Genomic DNA, 20,764 nt, shown 5'->3' with positions numbered 1-20,764 from the left:
TATGAAAAAACAAAATGCGACAGAGAAAAAACCTGACTTGCTTCTCCTTTTGGCGACACTGCTGCTCGCGACAATCGGCACGGTCATGATCTACAGCGCCAGTTCCATCCTTGCCATGGAACGCTTTCACGACGGCCAGTTCTTTCTGAAGAAACAGCTCCTTTTCCTGGCTCTCGGTTTGGCAGGCATGGCTTTTTCAACGCGAATTCACTATTATAAACTCCGCAAACTGGCTTGGCCCGGCATCATTTTCTCGGCGTTCCTGCTTGTCCTGATCAAGGTTCCCCATATGGGAATCAAAGCAGGCGGCGCAGTCCGCTGGCTCAACCTTGGCATATTCTCCTTTCAGGTTTCCGAGATGGTCAAGATCGCCTTGATAATCTTTTTAGCCAGTTATCTTGCCCAAGCCGCAGGACACGTCCGGGAGTTCAAAAAGGGGATACTTCTTCCGCTTGGCGTAACCGGGGTTATGATCGGACTGATTTTTTTCCAGCCAGATTTCGGCACAGCGGCGATCCTTGCTGCGATCGCTTTCATTATGATTTACCTGGCGGGGGGGCGGATCATTCATCTGGCCGGCCTCGTTTCCCTTTTTATCCCCGCGGCTCTTTGGATGCTTTTTCACCAAAAATATCGCATCGCCCGGTTGACCGCCTTTCTCGACCCCTGGAAAGACCCTCATCGTTCGGGCTTTCAAATTATCCAATCCATGATCTCCTTCGGCTCGGGCGGCGTCTTCGGCGTCGGGATCGGCGACAGCATGCAAAAGCTTTTTTATCTTCCCGAACCCCATACCGACTTCATCCTTTCGGTAATCGCCGAAGAGGGCGGTTTTTTGGGGGTGGCCGCAATCCTTTTGCTCTATATAATTATAATATTGAGGGGTTTCAAAATAGCTTTAAAGGCGCCGGACGTGTTCGGCAATCTCTTAGCGGCTGGCTTGACCATGCTAATCGCGCTGGAGGCCTTCATCAACATTGCGGGGGTCATGGGGATCGTGCCTCTGAAAGGGCTCGCCCTCCCCTTTCTCAGCTACGGAGGCACTTCCCTGATCATGTCCCTCATACTGGTGGGGATACTCCTGAATATTTCGTCGTATGAGGATTGAGCAACCGGGGGCGGGTAAATTTTGAACATTATTGTTGCGCAACGCAATTACCGGAGATGAATTTGCGATGGATAGACAGGAAATAGCCATGACAATTGCAGGCGGCGGAACCGGCGGGCACCTTTTCCCGGGAATTGCCATCGCCGAGGAGCTGCTGAAGCGCAATCCTGCCAATCGCGTCCTTTTCATCGGCACAAACCGGGGGCTTGAAAAAAAAATCCTGGGCGGACTTGGTTTCGCGCTGGAGACGATAAACGTTGAAGGGCTCAAGGGACGAGGCCCCCTGAGGGTTTTTACATCCTTGTTGAAAATACCGGGCAGTCTGCTGGACTCATTGCGGATAATCCGCATCTTCAAGCCTGACATCGTGGTCGGCGTGGGCGGGTACGCCTCCGGTCCCGCGGTCCTTGCCGCCCGGATTATGGGAATAAAAACGGTCATTGCCGAACAAAACGCCGTTCCCGGCCTGACCAACCGAATTCTCGGGCGTTTCGTCGAGCGCATCTTCGTGACCTTCGCCAAATCGCAAACGTTGTTTCCCGCAGGCAAGACGGTTGTCACCGGGAATCCCATAAGAGCAGCGTTTCTCTCCGGGGGAAAAGCCGTTAGGAAAGAGGGGCAGCCATTTACAGTCCTGATCTTCGGCGGCTCTCAGGGGGCCGGCGCAATTAACCAGATGGTCATGGATTCCTTAGGCAGCCTGGCTCATCTACGCGAAAAGATTTGTTTTATTCATCAGACCGGGGAACGTGATCGGCAGGCTGTTGAGCAGGCTTACCAAAAAAAAGGATTTACGGCGGAGGTTCATCCTTTCATTATCGAAATGGCGGCAGCCTACAACCGGGCCGATTTGCTTGTGTGCCGCGCCGGCGCCACCTCGATTGCGGAGATAACAGCCGTGGGAAAGGCGGCTGTTTTGATACCACTCCCCTCTGCCGCGGGCGATCATCAGACAAAAAACGCCGCTCTTCTGGCAGATGCGGGAGCGGCGGAAATGCTCCCGGAGAAGGATATTGATGGAAACAGACTCGCATCAGCAATAGAAAGGTTGTATATGGATCCGGACGCGCTCAGGAAAATGGAAGTTGCCTCAGCATCACTGGGCAATAAGAACGCGGCAGCGACGATTATAAACATTATTTTTGACGAAATTTTAAACATTATTTCTAACAGACGTTGATCGCCAATCAGTTGCGAAGGGATTGCAAAATGAAAGCGAAGCTTAATGTTAATAGATACATCAACACAACAAGCAGTATGGAACGCAATATCCGGAGGATTCATTTCGTCGGCATCGGCGGGATAGGGATGAGCGGCATAGCCGAGGTGCTCCTGAACCTTGGCTATGAAGTCAGCGGTTCGGATTTGACCCCTTCCGACACAACCAGCCGTCTTGACGACCTCGGGGCCGCGATTCACATCGGCCACGCAGCTTCCAACATAGGCAATACCGATGTGGTAGTTACTTCCACGGCCGTCCGACCTGAAAATCCGGAGGTGATCGCGGCCCACCAAAGAAACATACCGGTTATCCCGCGCGCCGAAATGCTCGCCGAACTGCTCAAAATGAAATTTTCGATAGCCATTTCCGGCAGCCACGGCAAGACCACCACAACCTCCATGGTTGCAACCGTTCTGGCCCAGGGCGGGCTGGATCCGACTATGGTGATAGGGGGCAAGCTTGCCAGTATCGGCGGAAACGCCCGCTTGGGTGACGGAGAGACAATCGTGGCGGAGGCTGACGAAAGTGATGGTTCCTTTCTGAAATTGAGTCCCTGCCTTGCGGTTATTACCAATATAGACCGGGAACACCTCGATCACTACAAAGACATCGAAGAAATCAGAGCGGCTTTTCTGCAGTTCGCAAACATTGTGCCCTTCTATGGCGCCACGATCCTCTGCGCCGACGACCAGAACGTTCAGCAGATTCTTCCTCTGATCAAAAGACGGATGCTCACCTATGGTCTGTCGCCTGCAAACGATTATCGCGCGGCAGGAATATTTTTTTCCGGAGGCTCCACCGTTTATTCGCTCTACGAAAGGGACGTCCTGCTGGGAACAATAAAACTTCATGTTCCCGGCACTTTCAACGTATATAACTCCCTTGCGGCCGTTGCCGTCGCCCGGGAAATGGATATTTCCTTTCCGGTCATCAAGGAAGCGCTGGGGGAATTTGCCGGCGTTCACCGCCGCCTGGAGGTCAGGGGGCAGGAAAAGGGGATAACCGTCGTTGACGACTACGGCCACCATCCGACGGAGATCAGGGCAACACTTTCAGCAGCCCGGCAAATGTGGAGCAAAAGGATAATCGTGGTATTCCAGCCCCACCGCTACACCAGAACAAAGGCACTTTTTGAAGAGTTTTTAACCGCCTTCACGGAAGCCGATATATTGATTGTTACGGACATCTACGCGGCAAGCGAAGAGCCGATCCCTGGGGTAACGGTGGAGGCGTTGTGTGAGGGGATAAGAAAATCAGGGCTAAAAGAAGTCCTCCATATTTCGGACTTTGACCAGATTGTGGAGCATCTGTTAGAAATCGCCCGTCCCTCCGACGTCATCCTGACGCAAGGGGCGGGAAGTGTCTGGAAGATAGGCGATGCCTTCTTGAAACGCCTAGGGGAGAAAAAGGAAGATGGTCTGGACTGACGCTGTACGCAATGAATTGCGGCTACGTTTTACCGGCCCGATCCTCTTTGACGAGCCGGCGGCAGCACATGCCTCGATCCGCGCCGGTGGAAAAATAGACGCCCTTATCTTCCCCAAAAATATAAGGGAGCTCTCATCTGTTCTCGAATTTCTGCGACGCCGGAACCTGCCGTTCCTGCCTGTCGGCAACTGGACCAATCTCATCGTCCGGGACGGGGGTTTCCGGGGGGCCTTTATCTCTTTGTCGCGTCTGCGTAAACTGAGTTTGAGATATCAGGGGGAAGAGGCCCTTATCCTTGCCGAAGCAGGCTGCCCGCTGGCAGACCTGGTAAAAATGGCGGTGGCAGAATCGCTATCCGGGATGGAGTTTTCAACAGGCATACCCGGTAGTGTCGGCGGGGCGATCCGGATGAACGCCGGCGCCTATGGCGGAGAGATAAAGGATATTGTCGAAGAGCTTAGAATTATAGATTTAGCGGGGAAAATCAGTACCGTGACAAGTGAAGAGTTAAAATCGCCATTCAGCGTTTATAAATTTTCTTACAGAAATTTTTCTTTGCCTGCAGATTCGCTTATTCTGGCGGGGATGTTTCGCCTCCGCCATGGCAAAGCTGAAGAGATTTTGACGAAAATGGCGGAGATCCTCAAGGCAAGAAGAGAAAAACACCCGCTGGAATTGCCGAACGCCGGCTCTATTTTTAAAAACCCCGCTGATTGTCCTGCGGGCAGGATGATCGAAGCATCCGGCCTTAAAGGAAGCAGAATCGGCGACGCCCAGATTTCTGAAAAGCATGGCAATTTCATAGTTAACCGGGGGCAGGCAACAGCGAGCGAAATTATTGACCTGATCACAATGGTCAGGGAAGCCGTTTTTCAAAAAACCGGCCACCTCCTGGAAACAGAGGTAAAGATAGTGGGAGAATCATGAAAACGGAGTTTAATGTTCACAAACCGCAGGTTAATGGACATAAACAGGAGGTTAATGTCCATAAACCGAAGTTTAATGTGCATAAGGAGTCATTACGTTTGCACATGGAGGTTAAAAAAAACCGCCTAAAAAGACATGCTGGCGATATTGCAAGAGAAATAGGAACGAGCGCCCTGATGCTTGTTTTAGTAATATTGGTTACAGCCGCGCTATTGATTGGTTGCGATCTCGTTCTCCGCGCTTCTTTTTTTTCAGTTCAGGAAACATTGGTAAAAGGCTGCAGCGAGTTAACGGAAAAAGATGTCCTTTCTTTGGCCAAGGTAAGCTCAGGGGCAAACCTGCTGACAATCAACAAAGAGGCAATTATCCGCCGGATCAGCAGCAATTCATGGGTAAAAGATGTCTTTGTGGGGCGAGAATTCCCCAATCGCCTGGTAATCTGGGTGCGGGAAAGAAATGCCGTCGCCTTGATTGAGAAGGAAAGCATGCTTTATCTTATTGATAGCAAAGGAGAAATATTCAAGAAACTCGAATCCGATGAAAAAGCGGACCTTCCTGTTCTCACTGGATTTTTTTCAGGAAATATTTTAAACAAGGAACTGGTTAGCAAGTCGCTTGCCCTCCTGAACCATTTAAAGGAGGCAAAAGAAATACCCGACATCGGCATGATTTCCGAGGTTCATGGAAATGAAACCTTTGGTTTTTCTCTGTTTACAAACATGGGTCTTTGTCTGCAGCTTGGGTTTGAAAGCTATGAAGCAAAACTGAAGCGGCTGTCCGTGGTAATGGATGACATGAAGAGAAAGAATCTTCAACTCGGTCTCATGCTGATAGATTTGAGCAATCCCGAGAAAATAAATGTGCAATCGCGAACGGCGCTTCACCCTGCAGGGGCGGGGATGCCGATGGCAAAAGGGGAAAAGCTAAGGATTTAGAACGATTAAAGAATCACCAAGACTGGAGCATTAATATACATGGGTAAAAAGGAAAACGTTATCGTCGGGCTTGATATCGGAACAACAAAAACATGCGTGGTTGTTGCCGAATTGCGCGAAACGGGAATAGAAATCATGGGCGTCGGCACGCATCCTTCGGAAGGTCTTCGCAAGGGCGTCGTCGTCAATATCGAAAGCACTGTGGAATCTATAAAAGGGGCGGTTGAAGAGGCCGAGCGCTCCGCCGGCTGCGAAATCAGTTCGGTTTACGTGGGGATCGCCGGGGCGCATATTCATGGACATAACAGCCTTGGCATTGTCCCTGTCAAGGGCCGGGAGGTGCGCAATGAAGATGTGGAACGGGCCATCGAAGCGGCGAGGGCCATTGCAATCCCTCTTGACCGGCAGATCCTCCACACCATTCCCCAATACTATCTTGTTGATGAACAGGATGGAATTATCGATCCGGTGGGAATGGCCGGCGTCCGTCTCGAGGCAAAGGCGCACATAGTAACCGGCGCCGTAACCTCTATTCAAAATGTCATAAAATCGATAAACAGGGTTGGACTGGAGGTAAAAGAACTGGTATTGGAACAGCTTGCCGCGAGCGAGGCGGTGCTCAGCAATGATGAAAAGGCGCTCGGCGTAGCCCTGATCGACATCGGCGGCGGCACGACCGATATCGCCGTTTTCTCGGAGGGAAGCATCAAACACACCGCAGTGCTGCCCGTCGGCGGCCAGTACGTTACCAGTGATATATCCACAGGACTCAGAACCCCGATCGCTGAAGCCGAGAAGATAAAAATAGAATACGGATGCGCCTACATGCCGCTGATCGCCAAAGACGAGATGATCGAGGTGCCCAGCGTGGGAGGCCGGGAACCCAGGAATGTTTCCCGGCAAATCCTCGGCCGGATAATAGAGCCGCGAATGGATGAGATCCTGGTAATGGCGCAAAAAGAGATCAGCCGCTCCGGATGCGAAGACATCCTCGCCGCCGGCATTGTCCTTACAGGCGGAGGATCCATTCTCGAAGGCATCCCCGAACTGGCCGAACAGATCTTCAATATGCCGGTCCGCAGGGGGCTGCCGCTGGGAATTGGCGGGCTGACCGATATCGTCAACTCTCCGCAATACGCAACCGGAGTGGGTTTGGTCCTGTACGCCGGCCGCAATATAGCCAAGCAGAACATTATACGGATGGAAGGAAATTATATGAACCGTCTTTACCGGCGGTTGCGACAGTGGATTCTTGATTTCTTTTAGCGGGGGGAGGAAATTATGTTTCAATTAGCGGAGAAGGATTTTATAAAAACTGCCAAAATCAGGGTTATCGGGATAGGCGGCGCCGGGGGAAACGCGGTCAATACTATGATTGCGGATAACCTGCAGGGGGTTGACTTTATAACTGCCAATACCGACGCCCAGGCGCTTACGGCGTCATACTCCCCCATAAAGATACAGCTTGGCGCGGAACTCACCAGGGGGCTGGGCGCCGGCTCCGATCCGGAAATCGGCCGACAGGCAGCAGTTGAATCAACCGAACAGCTTAGAAAAAACCTGGAAGGATCCGATATGATCTTTATCGCCACGGGCTTGGGCGGCGGCACCGGCACCGGCGGAGCGCCAATAGTCGCTGAGATCGCCAAACAGCTTGGCGCCCTGACCGTGGCGGTGGTGACAAAACCGTTCCAGTTTGAAGGGAAAAAACGGAACGATCAGGCGGCAACCGGAATCTCCGACCTTCGCAAGACAGTGGATTCCCTGATCATCGTCCCCAATCAGCGACTGCTGAGCGTGGGAGGGACTGATCTCTCTTTCATAGACGCCTTCCGCAAGGCGGATGACATCCTCTACCACGCCGTAAAAGGGATCTCCGATCTGATCATGGTTCCCGGACTGATCAATCTCGACTTTGCCGACGTAAAGAAAATCATGTCTCAGATGGGCATTGCCCTAATGGGAACTGGAGCAGCGGAAGGCGCCAACCGGGCGGTTGAGGCGGCCCAGCGGGCTATCTCTTCCCCACTCCTCGAAGACAACACGATCCAGGGGGCGCGCGGCATCCTTTTGAACATAACCGGGGGCCCGGGAATGACCCTCGTTGAAATCAACGAGGCATCTTCGATGATTCAGCAGGAGGCGCATGAGGACGCAAACATCATCTTCGGCACAGTCATTGACGAAAATATGGGCGATACAATCCGGATAACGGTAATCGCCACCGGCTTTGAAACGAGCGAGTCCAGGGCCAAAGGGAATGTTACCCAGTTTCCCGGCTTGCGACGCGGCAGCAATATCTCGATTCCTACATTCATAAGGGATGAAAAGTCGGCAGACATGTTGTTCGACAAAGAAGAAAAAAACGAATCCGACGGCGTGGATGATCTGGAAATCCCCACCTTCCTCAGACGCCAGGCTGATTAGAGACGTGAGACTTCCGTTGTGAGGGATTAGTCGAATATTTGAAAGTCAAAGAAGGTTGTGAGGCGCAGGATGTCCTGGAAACAAAAAAAACGAATCCTTGACTTCCTGGCCGCGGAAGAGGGCTGCACGCAAAAACTTTGGGGAAAGACCCTGAATGTCTGCCTCGTCTATCCGAACCGCTATCGCATCGGCATGTCCAACCTTGGCTTTCAGGCTGTTTACCGACTGATTAACAACCACCCGGCCTGCCTGTGCGAACGGGCGTTTTATCCTGAACCTGACGACTTGTCGGAAACGGCAGAGGGCTTTTCCCTGCTCAGCGTCGAATCCCAGAGGCAGCTTACAGAGTTCGACATCGTTGCCTTTTCCCTCTCCTTCGAAAACGACTATCCCCATATTCTGCAGATTTTGGAGATGGGAGGAATCCCCCTTGCAACCGAAAACAGGAATGAAATATATCCTCTAATCCTGGGAGGAGGCATTGCCGTTGCGCTAAATCCCGAGCCTCTTGCCGACTTTTTTGATCTGTTTCTCGTTGGCGAGGGAGAAGTTATTATTCCCCCTTTTCTTGATCTTATCGTCTCTCTGCGCGGAAAGCTGGAACGGGAAGAGCTGCTTTCCGAAATCCAGAAGCGGATCGCCGGCGCTTATGTGCCCCGATTCTACCAAGTCGCAAGAGGAGAAACCGGACAAATCATTTCCCGGAAATCCGTCAACGTCGAGTTTCCCCAAAAGATAGTGCGCATGCGTTCCCTGAATATTGACGCATTTACAACGGAGCAGGAAATTATCACTAAAAACACGGAGCTGGGCAACATGTACCTCATCGAGGTCAGCCGGGGATGCGGCAGGGGATGCCGTTTCTGCGCCGCAGGCTTTGTCTGCCGCCCGGTGCGTTTCCGCAGTTTCGAGGCGCTCCGGCCCTCTTTTGAAAGGGCGCTGAAAAAGAAAAAAACGATCGGCCTTTTGGGAACGGCTGTCTCCGACCATCCGGACCTTGTCCATCTTTGCCGCTTTGTTCTCGATGCCGGCGGGAAGGTGGCCATAGGCTCGCTCCGCATGGACCGCCTCAGCCAGGAAACGGCTGCCATTCTGAAGGAAACAGGGGTAGAAACCGCCACCTTCGGACCGGAGGCCGGTTCCCAAAGCCTGCGCACAGCAATCAACAAGGGGATAAATGAAGACGACATCCTTTCCGCGGTTGATATCCTGATGGAATATGATATAGAGAAAATCAAGCTTTACTTCATGGTTGGCCTGCCCACGGAAACGGATCAGGATATCGAGGCGATCATTGATCTGGTAAAAAAAATGCAGCGCCGCGCCCATGCCTCGTCGCCAGGGAAGAAAGGGTTTCGCTTGATCACGCTGAGCGTGAATCAGTTTATCCCCAAGGCGGCTACCCCTTTTCAGTGGCATCCGCTCGTGAATATCGCCATTGTCCGGAAGCGTATCCGCCGCCTCGAACAGGGCCTGCGCGACGAAAAATCGGTGCGGGTCACCCACAAATTGCCGAAATGGAATTATATCCAGGCCTTGCTGGCGCTCGGCGGCCGCGAGGTCGGAAAACTTCTGCTTGCCGCCCATAAGCTGGACGGCAACTGGGCGCAAGCCTTTCACGAAACCAATATTGACGCCGATTTCTATGTGTACCGGAGAAAAAAAACCGATGAAATACTGCCGTGGGATTTCATCGAACAGGATATTCCCAAGTCCTCTCTAATCAGGGAGTACAATAAATCGGCGCTCAGCCATCCGCTATCTGCCGAAAACACAGAAAAGGAGAACAGAAAATGACTCCAATTAGCACCTCCAGTCAGCAATCCGGGCAGAAGATAGGGATCGCTGTGGTTGTCGCCGCCATGGTCTTATTCCTGCTGTTGACAAAGATTATCTCGCTTGTAACCGATTGGCTCTGGTTTCAGGAAGTCGGCTATCAGACGGTATTCAGCGTAACCATACTGGCAAAGCTCAAGGCCGGGGCAATCTTCGGGATCATTTTCTTCCTCATCGTTTATATAAATTTCAGAGTCGCGCTGCGCCTCTCGGAAAAACCCCTTTTTGCCGATCCCGCCGGCGGCTTTCCCCTCCCCTTCCGGGATATTGAAGCTGGCGCTCTGAAGGCGCTGCTTTTGTCCGGCGCCCTGCTGCTGGCCATTTTTGCCGCACTCAACGGCGCCGCCCAATCGGAAAACCTGCTGCTCTTTCTGAATGCCTCCCCCTTCGGCCTTTCCGACCCACTTTTCGAAAAAGACATAAGCTTCTATGTCTTTCAACTTCCCCTGCTGCTTTACATAAAGGGCTGGTTGAGTTTCATTCTCATCCTGACAATCGCTGCGACCGGCTTCCTCTACCTGCTGCGCAAATCGTTCCTCTTCATTCCGCCGCGCATCTGGCGCATATCCCCAGCGGCCCGCACCCATCTTTCGCTGCTTGTCGCCGTCTTTTTTTTCTGGGGAATATTCGGCGCCTGGCTTGACCTGAATGAACTTCTCTTCGCCAAACGGGGGGTAGTCTTCGGCCCCGGCTACACAGACGTAACCACACAGGTGTGGATTCTCAAGCTGATGATGATTCTCTACGCGCTCGCCGGTCTGGCGATGCTCATCTACGCCTTTCGCCCGGACTGGCGGATTCCGGCAGCCGCAGTTGTTCTTTTAGTCGCCGTCTCCTTTCTGGGACGGGGGATATACCCCTCGCTGGTGCAGAAATTCCAGGTCATTCCGAACGAGGTTGCGGCCGAAACCCCGTATCTTGAAAAAAACATCCGGTTTACCCGTTTCGCCTACGGCCTTGACAACATAGAAGAAAAGGAATTTTCCACGGAGGACAGCCTGACGGCGCAGGACATCATCAACAACAACCTCACCATCAAGAACATCCGGCTCTGGAATCATGGGCCACTCTTGCAAACCTACAGTCAGCTTCAGGAAATGAGAACCTATTACAAATTTACCGGCGTTGACAACGACCGGTACACTATCAACGGCGAATACCGGCAGGTTATGCTGTCCCCCCGGGAAATCTCCTACAAGGCTCTCCCCTCCCGCACCTGGGTAAACGAACATCTGACCTACACCCATGGCTACGGGGCGGTTATGGGCCCGGTGAACAGCATCTCCCCCGAGGGACTCCCGGATTTTTTCATCAAAGACATCCCGCCCGTCGCAACCGCCTCCATCCGCATCACCCGCCCGGAGATTTATTTCGGAGAAAACTCCAACGACTTCGTTTTTGTCAAGGCGAAGGCGCCTGAATTCGACTATCCGGTAGGCGATAAAAATGTTTACAACCGTTACGAAGGCAAGGGGGGAGTTCCCCTCTCCTTTTTCAAAAAGGTCCTGTTTGCAATCCGTTTCGGCTCTGCCACCATGCTTTTATCAGACGACATAACCTCCGCAAGCCGCGTCCTGTACCATCGCAACGTCCTGGAGAGGGCCGCGATGATTGCGCCTTTTGCCCGCTTTGACGATGACCCGTATCTCGTAATCTCGCCGGAGGGGCGTCTATTGTGGTTTATTGACGGCTACACGACCACCGACCGTTTTCCCTATTCGGAACCGATCCCGGCTATCGGAAACTATATCCGCAATTCTCTGAAGGCCGTCGTGGACGCTTATGATGGGACAATCAATCTCTATATCAGCGACCCGGCCGATCCGATCCTCAAAACATACAGCCGGATTTTCCCGGGCGTCTTCAAGCCGCTGAGCGAGCTGCCGGCGGAACTGCGGAGTCATATCCGCTATCCGGCGGGGATGATGTCGATCCAGGCCCGCATGTACCGCGCCTACCACATGCAGGACCCGCGGGTATTCTACAACAAGGAAGACCTTTGGTCCATCCCCGGCAAACAGACCTCTGGGAACAGCAAAGCCATGGATCCCTACTACACAATCATGAAACTCCCGGATGCCGCCAAAGAAGAGTTTGTCCTCCTGTCGCCCTTTACCCCCAGTCTGAAAGACAATATGTCCGCCTGGATGGCCGCCCGCTGCGATGAACCCAACTACGGGAAGGTAATCGTCTATAAATTCCCGAAGCAGAAGCTCGTTTACGGCCCCAGCCAGATCGAGGCCCGAATTGATCAGGACGCGGTAATCTCGCAGCAGCTTTCCCTCTGGCATCAGCGGGGGTCAAACGTCATCAGGGGCAGCCTGCTGGCTATTCCTATCGAAAAATCAATACTATATGTTGAATCTCTCTACCTCTCCGCCGAAAACGGCCAGCTTCCGGAACTCAAACGGGTAATCGTCGCCAACGGCAACAACATCGCCATGGAGGAGACGCTCGATGCCGCCCTGCGGAAGATCTTCGGGGGAGGAGCGGCAAAGGACAAAAAAGCATCCCCGGAAACAACTAAACCGGGGGCATCAAGCGACAGGACGTACCGGCAGCTCGCCGCTGAAGCGCTCGGCCATTTCCTGAAGGCGCAGGAATTGCTCCGTCAGGGAAATTGGGGGGCATTCGGCGAGGAGCTGAAAAAAACCGGCGAACTTCTCAGGAACCTGGAGAAAAAATAGCGACATCATATTAAAAAAAGGAGTGACCCATGAAGAACGTAGAGATGAAGGTTGAAGGCAACGTCCTTACCATTAAAGTTGATCTGTCGAAAGACTTTGGCCCGTCATCGTCAGGAAAAACCGTCATTATTGCCTCTACAGAGGGAAATATCTCTGTTGACGGGCATGAAGAGGCTAAGGTCGGGTTGAACGTTTACCGGAAAAAATAGCCTTGGGGCGTTGCTTTCGGGTTGAAACGTGCAATTTCGGGATGATGATTTTTCAGGTGAGCGGGAACAAGGACAACTTCCGGCAATCAAGCATAGAGTGATGTTGACAGGCCTACATCATTTCAATTGCAAGTAAATGGCGATCACCATCTTTTGGTCTGTTCTTTTGGCCTTGACAAGGGGGATGCGGATGAGCTCAAATATTTGCGAAGATCTGGGCGGCTCTGTTCTTCGTGCGCCAAAACAAATTGGCGCTTTTTTCTTTATTTTGAGCAAGCGGTTTTACGATGAAACGTTACTTCATTTTCGGCTCGGCAGGGCTGGGTCTTCTGATGTACTCCATCGACAGCACAGCAGTTGCGGTGGCCTTCCCCCACTTGATCCGGGACCTGCACACCAACGTCCTCTGGGCGGGCTGGACGGTTTCGATCTACCTCCTCGCGGTGATGAGCTCTATGCCTCTGATGGGAATCCTGAGCGATGCCTATGGGCGTAAAAAAGTCTATCTGGCATCCCTTGTTCTTTTTACGGTCAGCTCCCTTGCCTGCGGTTTCGCGCCCAACATCTACAGCCTGCTAATCTTCAGGTTCCTTCAGGGCATCGGGGGGGCGAGTTTCCTCCCGACAGCCGCGGGCATCGTGAGCGATCAATTTCCCGAGAACCGGGAACGCGCCATCGGCTTGTTCACAAGCATCTTTCCTATCGGCGGCATCATCGGCCCGAATCTGGGAGGCTGGATCATCAGCCAATATTCCTGGCGGCACATCTTTTACATCAACCTGCCCATCGGCATTGTGCTGATCAGTCTAATCACGATTCTGCTTCACGATGGGAAGGTTTCCGCCAAACCCCACATCGATTTAGCAGGAGCGGCATTTTTCTTTGGTGCAATCCTCTTTCTGATGTTGGGTTTGAACCACTTTGCAGAGGACTTCTCCCTTTTTTCTCTTTTTTGGGCAGCCCTCTGGGCAGGCGCCAGCGTTTTTTCCCTCTATCTGTTTTTCCGGCAGGAAAAGAAGGCCTCCAACCCGATCCTTGACATGGCCTTGTTGAAATCGAGACCTTTTTTAGCGGCCAACCTGTTCAACATGATCATCGGCGCCGGGGTGTTCGGAGTCTTTGCGTTCATCCCCCTCTACGCCATCTCGGTGCAGAAATTGACCGTTCTGGCGAGCGGCATGATCCTCACGCCCCGCTCGATCGGAATGATTTCCACCTCGGCTATGGCCAGCTTCTTGCTCAAACGCTGGGGTTATAGGCGACCCATCGTCTTGGGCGTGATCCTGCTCGCTTTGGCGACGCTCCTCCTGGCCGACCAGAGTTTCCTGCTGTTCAGTCTCCTCGGCATCCATCTGGGGGCGACCAAAAGCCTCCTCATCCTGATCCTGGTGACCGGAGTTGGTTTGGGAATTCTCCTGCCCGGCGCTAACAACGCCTGCATCGAACTGATGCCTGAAAAGGTGGCCACAATAACCGGGCTGCGGGGGATGTTCCGATCCGTCGGGGGGGTGTGCGGAATCTCGCTGATTACCATCATCCTCCATTTGAGTTCCACCCCCGCACGGGGTTTCCGGACAGTCTTCATCGGCTTTGGCCTCGGGTTATTACTCGCCATTCCGCTGGCTTATCTCATGCCATCTGGAAGAAAGGGGGTGGATCAATACTTGCCTCCTGAATTCATAGCGAAATGAGGCACCCCAAAAGAAATCGAATGATCAGCACGACAATTGTGCTCGCCGCCTCATCACGGACGAATTTCGATTGGCGATTATGATTATTGATTATTGGGCTGAAAGCTACAATAAAAGCGTCTTCATGAATTTTTAAGTGTGAGGCATGTCTATGCTCCATGCTCATTAGAAGAACAGTTTGTATTGACAACCAATCCCGTTTTACCTATAACGAGTTCGCTGCTTGCTACAGACATGGGGTTTTGCGGAAGGCCCATCGGGATAGCCCACGGCGGACTCGTTTCACGACGTCTAACTTCCATAGAGGAATCCTTTTTTATCGGATACCTGGACGTAACGGAAACGCGCTTTCCGTAAATCCTTCAAAGAAGGTATCGTTAATGGGCGCGCTGGCATGCCGGATTGCCGAAATCGTGGACATACGGGCTTGCCATTATCGGCAGTATCGCCCCCCTTTTAAATTGTTGAATGTGTCATGGGAGCCTTTTTCTATCCCGCATAAAAACAGAGGAACAAGATATCCCGATAGTGAATGAATTTAAGCAACTGGAGGTTACGAATGATGCTCAATAATAATGTCCCCGCTTCTGCTGCCGGCAATAAAAACCGGAAAAGCAGTTTTATTTTGTTCGCCATCCTTCTCGGGATGACGTTGCTCGCCGGCTGTGCGCCGAAAATATACAATGTTGATCTGCGCTATCAGCCAACCAAGCAGCTTGTCCCTGCCGTGACGGATGGTCGGAAATTCAGCGTTACCGTTGCAAACTTCATTGATCGCAGAAAGATTGATGACACACTGCTGCTCGGCCGGGTAATTCGCTCCGGCGCCTCCTCCATCCCGGTTCTGCCGAGATACGTCAAAGCGCCGGACGCGGTGGCCGAGGCCCTGCGCAAGCTGCTTACGCAATCCGGGTTCAATGTCTCTCCGGAAAAGACCGCCTGGGATCAGAGTGAAAAAACTATTCTGCCGGGCTGGGGAACCATCCTCATCGGCGGCGCCATCGACGAACTGGACGTCACCTGTCTGGACAACATACCGATAAAAAAATACTCCGCGAAGGCGCGGATCAGCCTTGTTTTTGCGGACGTTCAAAAGAAAAAAATCTTCTACCGCGTCAGTTCGGAAAGCAATTCCTCGCTGGAACACGTTGTTTTCTCGGAGGGAAAGCTGGAGGATCAAATCAACGGCGTTCTTGCCGAGGCGATGGAGAAGATATTCGAAGGCCCGGAGACGACCAGACAAATAAGGGAAGCGCTGAAACAGTAGCCTTTCCAGACAGTTCGGCTGCTTGTGCAACAAAAAAGTTGACAAATTGCCCTGCATCCCTTATTTCTCTCATGAAATATTGTAGAAGTTTGTAAATATTTGGAGCGATATCCGTGATTTATTTATTGAAATTATTCAACCCATTAATATGAGGCGCTGAAAGAGGACCCGGGCGGTCCTCCGAAAAACGCTGCTCTGCCGTCTCTCCCCCCTGACCGCTTGTCCCCCTGAGGGTCATACCCGCGGAGACCGCGGCATGACTAATTCAGGAGGCAACATTGGTCAACCTGTCTTCAAAAAAATCGAACCCTTCCCAAAAAATCAGGGATATTTCCCTTCAGGCGCCGGTCTATCTTCTGCCCTGCTGGATTGTCCACATGGGGAGCGACCCCTCTCACCTTGTTCCCTTCCATCCCGGGCGGACGGCATTCTCATGAAAAAGAAAAAACAAATAAAGGGCGGCTGTCCATGGCCAGAACATAAATAATTATAAGCAACTATTCAAACACTATCAGGAGGCATAACATGTCGGATTACACAAAAATGTGGTCGGAACTCGGTCTTGATCTTAAGGGTCATGACGCGCTACTTTCCGTTCTTGGAGAGGCATATGCAAATATTTTTCTTTCGCAAAAGAACCGCCCGGAGGGAATGAAGTACTTTGATTTCGTCATGAGCGAAGTGCATGGCCTGCGCATCAAGGAGCTTATGGACGCGAAGGCGCAGGGCCGGAAAGTAATAGGTTCGTTCTGCGTTTTCGTTCCCGAAGAGTTGATTCTTGCGGTGGATGGAGTTTCGGTCGGATTATGCACCGGGGCGGAATTCAATTTTGAGGGCGCCGAAACGCTGTTGCCCCGAAATACATGCTCACTCATCAAATCTGCTTTCGGCTTCAAGCTTGGGAAGGTATGTCCCTATCTGGAATCAAGCGACGTCATTGTAGGAGAAACTACCTGCGACGGCAAGAAAAAGTCGTATGAGCTTCTGGCTCCGCTGGTCAAAGACCTGTACATCATGGACATGCCCCAGATGAAAACCGCTATGGGCAAGGCTTTGCTGAAGGAAGAATACCGCAAGTTCATCGAAAAACTTGAAGAGGTAAGCGGTAAAAAGATAACCGTTGAATCGCTGAAAAAGGGGATTGAAGTCGTTAATGCAAAACGAAATGCCGTGAAAAGACTGGCCGCGATTCGCGCCGCCGACCCGGCGCCGATATCCGGTCTGGACGCTTTGCTCGTGAATCAGGTGTTTTTCTATGATGACCCTATCCGCTTTACCGACTCGGTGAATAAACTCTGCGACGAACTGGAAGACCGCGTAAAAAAAGGCGCCGGCGTTTTCGCGAAGGGCACAGCACGTCTGCTGGTTTCCGGATGCCCCATGGCCGTTCCCAACTGGAAACTGCCCATGCTGATTGAAGCAAGCAACGCGGTCATTGTGGGCGAGGAATCCTGCGTGGGCGAACGCGGCGTGCGCTGGCTGACGGAGCCCACGGGGAACACTGTGGAAGATATCCTTGATTCAATCACCGAACGATATTTCAATATCGACTGCGCTGTTTTTACGCCGAACCCGTCGCGGGTCGAGTACATGAAGGAAATGACGAAAAAACTCGGGTCGCATGGCGTTATTCATTATAGCCTGCAATTCTGCCAGCCTTACATCATGGAAAGCGGACCTGTGGAAAAAGAGCTGGAAACATCGGGCGTGCCGACCCTGCGCCTGGAAACGGATTACAGTCAGGAAGACACGGGACAGCTAAAGACAAGGCTTGAGGCCTTTGTCGAGCGGTTGAAGAAAAAATGAAATGCGCCGGAATTGACATAGGCTCGCGAACCATCAAGCTTGCCGTGCTGGAAAACGGCAAGCTTGTCTTTTCCCGTAAGTCGGTCACGTCGCACAACCCGCTGGAAACGGCGCAGGAACTTATGAACGGCGTTGCCTTCGATGTCATCGCCGCCACCGGATACGGCCGCCATCTGATCGGAGGACACCTTAACTGTCCGGTGATCACCGAGATCACTGCCTTCGCCTTGGGCGCCCGCTTTTTTTCGGGCGGCTGCAGGTCAATCCTTGACATCGGAGGACAGGACACGAAGGCCATTTCTCTGGATGACAAAGGCCAGATGAATAAATTCGAAATGAACGACAAGTGCGCTGCCGGGACAGGCCGTTTCCTTGAGGTCATGGCAACTGCGCTCGGTTTCACACTGGATGAATTCTCAAAGGCGGCTCTTTCAGCCGGTAAAACCGTGAAGATCAACAGCATGTGCACTGTCTTTGCCGAATCCGAGGTTGTGTCTCTGACTTCACAGGGCGCGATGCGCGACGAGGTGGCGCTGGGCATTCACAAGGCTATCGTCAGCCGTTCGGCGGGTCTCCTGAAACGGATTGCGCCGCCGGGAGAAATATTTTTTGCCGGCGGCGTTGCGCTGAACGATTGCATGAGAATTATTCTCGAAAACGAAATGGGCAGACCCGTTTTTGTGCCACCCGACCCTCAGATTGTGGGAGCTATCGGGGCCGCGTTGAGCGCATCAGCAAATATATAGATTCACACCCCATTGGAGGAGGGTCTCTTCGTTCCTTTTGATATTTTACAACCGTTATTCACTGACCCGCCGGTCAGTCGAAGCAAAAATCAGTGGAAAGAAAAAAGAAATTGTGATTGTTCCGTACTGTATAAACCCCCATGCCCTAAGCGGCTCAACTAAGCATGAAAATCCCCCCTTACCCCCCTTTGGTAAAGGGGGGATGGGGGGATTTTCATACAAACCCAAAAGGAGGTTGGAAGAGAAGATATGAAGAAAACCATTGACGCCCGCGGGCTTGCCTGTCCGCAGCCAGTGATTTTGGCAAAAAAGGCGCTTGAGGAAAACGCCGAAGTGACCGTTCTGGTGGACGATGACATCGCCGTGGAGAACATCAGCCGCCTGGCCACCAAAACGGCCTGCAGCTTCTCTGTGACTAAAAAGGAGGGAGGGGTTCGGGAGATAGAACTGGTGAGGACTGGCGCTGCGGCCCCTCCCCCCGTGGACGACGCCGCTCTCGCCGCAGAGCTGACCTGCGCAGTTTTGCCGAAAAAGGAAGCTGGCCCCCTCGTGGTGGTCCTTTCCGACAATCGCATGGGGCGGGGTGACGACTTCCTGGGAGACGTCCTGATCCGGGGCTTCCTCCACACCCTTCTGCAACTCAACCCGCTGCCGGCAACGATCATCTGCTACAACGCCGGGGTTAAACTCGCCGTGAAGGATTCGACTGTCCTCGATGACTTGCAGCAATTGGCGCAGGCCGGCGTGGACATCCTCGTCTGCGGAACCTGCGTGAGCTATTTCGGGCTGGGCGAGCAGATCGCGGCGGGACGTATTTCCAATATGTACGATATCCTCGAAACGATGGCGGGCGCCGCCCGGCTGGTGCGCCCGTGATGGAAGCGCCGCCGTACGCCGTATTTCTATTTCCTTCGGTTAACCATACGCTGAAGGCGGAAAAGATTCTCAAGGAACAGGGGATCGTCCATAAACTGATCCCCGTTCCTCGCCAGATCAGTTCTGACTGCGGCGTCTGCCTCCGTGTTTTCGTGGAGCAGCAGGGACTTGTGGCAGAGACATTGAAGAATTTGGTGACCTGGGAAAGAACGGTACTTCTATAAACCCCCATGCCCGGGGCGGGCACAACGAACGATGAAAGCGGAGCTTAATGTTCATAAAACGAAGTTTAATGTTCATCAAATTGGAGGGACGCGCTTTGTCGCGTCCGGTGCGGTCGCCTAAAGCACCAAAAACACTCGCAATGTAACGCAGCGATATTGTTAATACAAATTCTATTTTCATCTATACAGGAGGCGAATGATGCAACCCGATTCGGGGGAAAACCGGCTCATCTATTTTGATAACGCCGCCACTACCTGGCCCAAACCACCAGAAATGATTGCGGCGATGGGCCATTACAATGAAATGGCCGGCGGCAGTCCCGGCCGTTCCGGCCACCGGCGCTCGCTCGCTGCGGGGCGAATCATCCTGGAGGCCCGGGAGGCGCTGGCGGAGCTTTTCGGAATCGGGGATTCACTCCGAATCGCCTTCACCAAAAATGCCACGGAGGCGCTGAATATCGCCCTGCTGGGGCTCCTCCATCCGGGCGATCATGTCATAACCTCCAGCATGGAGCACAATTCCGTCATGCGGCCCTTGCGCTTTTTAGAGACGCAAGGGGTGAGTCTGTCTGTCGTTTCCTGCTCCGGGGAAGGAAGGCTGAATCCCGAGGATGTCCGCACCGCGATTCGGCCACAGACCCGCCTGCTGGTTGTCACCCACGCCTCGAATGTCACGGGAACCATCCTGCCCCTTGCCGAGCTGGGACAAATCTCCCGGGAGCAGGGACTTCTGTTTTGCGTGGATGCTGCCCAGACGGCAGGGGCATTGCCCATCCATGTTGACGAAATGGCGATCGACCTGCTGGCTTTTTCCGGCCACAAGTCCCTCTTCGGACCTCAGGGAACAGGCGGGCTTTACATCCGGGAGGGGATAGAAAAGCAGCTCCAGCCTTTAATGATGGGCGGTACGGGGAGCCGCTCGGAGTTCGAAGCGCAGCCCGATTTCCTGCCCGACAAATACGAGTCGGGCACCCCCAACACCATCGGGATCGCCGGCCTGGGCGCCGGGGTTCGTTTTGTCCTCGCCGCCGGGGTCGAAGCCATCCGCCGCAAAGAGGAAGGGTTGACGGATAAATTTTTGAAGGGGTTTGCCTCGCTGCAAGGCATTGCCCTTTACGGGCCGCCCGACGCCGCGAGCCGGACAGCCGTTGTTTCTTTCAACATCGCCGGCGTTTCACCTTCCGAGGCGGCGCTTATGTTCGAAGAACGCTTCGGCATCCTCTGCCGGCCGGGGCTGCAATGCGCCCCTGCCGCGCACCGGACGATCGGAACCTTCTCCGGAGGAACGATCCGCTTCGGCTTCGGTTACTTTAACACGGACGAGGAAATTTCCTTTGCCCTGGAGGCTATCCGCTGTCTGGCGGCAGAAACCTGA

General features: G+C 53.0%; 17 protein-coding genes. All 17 read left to right on the top strand.

Annotation, left to right across the window (positions count from 1 at the left end; all coding sequences use genetic code 11):
- Position 1: 1 nt before the first annotated feature.
- Entirely contained in the window at positions 2 to 1,108 is a 1,107-nt protein-coding gene (gene ftsW / locus M0P74_03210) for a putative lipid II flippase FtsW (protein MCK9362599.1), read from the top strand.
- Between the two features lie 67 nt (positions 1,109 to 1,175).
- Positions 1,176 to 2,288 carry an undecaprenyldiphospho-muramoylpentapeptide beta-N-acetylglucosaminyltransferase gene (gene murG, locus M0P74_03205; GenBank protein MCK9362598.1) on the top strand — a complete coding sequence of 371 codons (1,113 nt, stop codon included), beginning with the start codon at positions 1,176 to 1,178 and terminating at the stop codon, positions 2,286 to 2,288.
- A 29-nt stretch (positions 2,289 to 2,317) separates the two neighbouring features.
- Positions 2,318 to 3,757: a UDP-N-acetylmuramate--L-alanine ligase gene (gene murC, locus M0P74_03200; protein ID MCK9362597.1), complete on the top strand. Its 1,440-nt coding sequence runs from the start codon at positions 2,318 to 2,320 to the stop codon at positions 3,755 to 3,757.
- Positions 3,744 to 4,685: a UDP-N-acetylmuramate dehydrogenase gene (gene murB, locus M0P74_03195; protein MCK9362596.1), complete on the top strand. Its 942-nt coding sequence runs from the start codon at positions 3,744 to 3,746 to the stop codon at positions 4,683 to 4,685. Before murC ends, murB begins: the two co-directional genes overlap by 14 nt.
- Positions 4,682 to 5,620 carry an FtsQ-type POTRA domain-containing protein gene (locus M0P74_03190; protein ID MCK9362595.1) on the top strand — a complete coding sequence of 313 codons (939 nt, stop codon included), beginning with the start codon at positions 4,682 to 4,684 and terminating at the stop codon, positions 5,618 to 5,620. The genes murB and M0P74_03190 overlap by 4 nt, the downstream gene beginning before the upstream one ends.
- 39 nt (positions 5,621 to 5,659) lie before the next feature.
- On the top strand, positions 5,660 to 6,886 hold the full coding sequence (gene ftsA / locus M0P74_03185) for a cell division protein FtsA (protein MCK9362594.1): 1,227 nt from the start codon (positions 5,660 to 5,662) through the stop codon (positions 6,884 to 6,886).
- A 15-nt stretch (positions 6,887 to 6,901) separates the two neighbouring features.
- Positions 6,902 to 8,047 carry a cell division protein FtsZ gene (gene ftsZ / locus M0P74_03180; protein MCK9362593.1) on the top strand — a complete coding sequence of 382 codons (1,146 nt, stop codon included), beginning with the start codon at positions 6,902 to 6,904 and terminating at the stop codon, positions 8,045 to 8,047.
- 69 nt (positions 8,048 to 8,116) lie between these two features.
- Positions 8,117 to 9,844, top strand: a complete 1,728-nt coding sequence (locus M0P74_03175; protein MCK9362592.1) for a radical SAM protein — start codon at positions 8,117 to 8,119, stop codon at positions 9,842 to 9,844.
- Complete coding sequence (locus M0P74_03170; protein MCK9362591.1) at positions 9,841 to 12,570, top strand: UPF0182 family protein; 2,730 nt, start codon at positions 9,841 to 9,843, stop codon at positions 12,568 to 12,570. The genes M0P74_03175 and M0P74_03170 overlap by 4 nt, the downstream gene beginning before the upstream one ends.
- 29 nt (positions 12,571 to 12,599) lie before the next feature.
- Positions 12,600 to 12,779: a hypothetical protein gene (locus tag M0P74_03165; GenBank protein MCK9362590.1), complete on the top strand. Its 180-nt coding sequence runs from the start codon at positions 12,600 to 12,602 to the stop codon at positions 12,777 to 12,779.
- Positions 12,780 to 13,066: 287 nt separating this feature from the next.
- On the top strand, positions 13,067 to 14,470 hold the full coding sequence (locus M0P74_03160) for an MFS transporter (protein ID MCK9362589.1): 1,404 nt from the start codon (positions 13,067 to 13,069) through the stop codon (positions 14,468 to 14,470).
- Positions 14,471 to 15,029: 559 nt separating this feature from the next.
- Positions 15,030 to 15,737: a hypothetical protein gene (locus tag M0P74_03155; GenBank protein MCK9362588.1), complete on the top strand. Its 708-nt coding sequence runs from the start codon at positions 15,030 to 15,032 to the stop codon at positions 15,735 to 15,737.
- A gap of 525 nt (positions 15,738 to 16,262) precedes the next feature.
- Positions 16,263 to 17,543, top strand: coding sequence for a 2-hydroxyacyl-CoA dehydratase family protein (locus tag M0P74_03150; GenBank protein ID MCK9362587.1), 1,281 nt, complete (start codon positions 16,263 to 16,265; stop codon positions 17,541 to 17,543).
- On the top strand, positions 17,540 to 18,289 hold the full coding sequence (locus M0P74_03145) for an acyl-CoA dehydratase activase (protein ID MCK9362586.1): 750 nt from the start codon (positions 17,540 to 17,542) through the stop codon (positions 18,287 to 18,289). The genes M0P74_03150 and M0P74_03145 overlap by 4 nt, the downstream gene beginning before the upstream one ends.
- Positions 18,290 to 18,538: 249 nt before the next feature.
- Positions 18,539 to 19,165, top strand: a complete 627-nt coding sequence (gene yedF, locus M0P74_03140; GenBank protein MCK9362585.1) for a sulfurtransferase-like selenium metabolism protein YedF — start codon at positions 18,539 to 18,541, stop codon at positions 19,163 to 19,165.
- Complete coding sequence (locus tag M0P74_03135) at positions 19,165 to 19,389, top strand: DUF3343 domain-containing protein (protein ID MCK9362584.1); 225 nt, start codon at positions 19,165 to 19,167, stop codon at positions 19,387 to 19,389. Before yedF ends, M0P74_03135 begins: the two co-directional genes overlap by 1 nt.
- A 196-nt stretch (positions 19,390 to 19,585) precedes the next feature.
- On the top strand, positions 19,586 to 20,764 hold the full coding sequence (locus tag M0P74_03130; GenBank protein MCK9362583.1) for an aminotransferase class V-fold PLP-dependent enzyme: 1,179 nt from the start codon (positions 19,586 to 19,588) through the stop codon (positions 20,762 to 20,764).

Source organism: Syntrophales bacterium, from assembly GCA_023229765.1.
Lineage (GTDB): Bacteria > Desulfobacterota > Syntrophia > Syntrophales > UBA5619 > DYTH01.
Note: the sequence above shows the minus strand (reverse complement) of the source record. Positions and strands in the feature narration are given on the sequence as shown.